Origin of the sequence: Pseudoalteromonas aurantia, assembly GCF_005886875.1 — a bacterium.
GTDB classification, from domain to species: Bacteria; Pseudomonadota; Gammaproteobacteria; order Enterobacterales; family Alteromonadaceae; genus Pseudoalteromonas; species Pseudoalteromonas aurantia_A.
In genome coordinates this window covers 1-257 of sequence record NZ_PNBY01000175.1, presented here as the reverse complement: position 1 = coordinate 257, position 257 = coordinate 1, and the positions used below count along the sequence as shown (strand labels likewise).

Here is a 257-nt window from a genome sequence, read left to right as displayed (position 1 = left end):
TGTAAAATAAATGGATAATTTGAGTGCTCAAAAGCGGCATCAGTTAGCCCATCAGCCCCACGCTCGAACAACAAGGCTTCGCCAACACTCTCCTGTGCGTATGCTCTGAAATGGGTGTAATTAAAGAGCGTATTAAAGAGCTCCTCTCCATCCACTTCACGTCTCAATGTCGCTAATGGATAACGACGATGGCCCCATAACTGGTGCTCCTGCTCTGCCAACTGTTTGATCCATTCAGACCAACTGAGTGCTGCAGT

General features: G+C 47.5%; 1 protein-coding gene. It reads right to left on the bottom strand.

Annotation, left to right across the window (positions count from 1 at the left end):
- Positions 1–257 (bottom strand): hypothetical protein (locus CWC18_RS21155; RefSeq protein WP_171041183.1); only part of this gene is annotated, 257 nt, incomplete at both ends.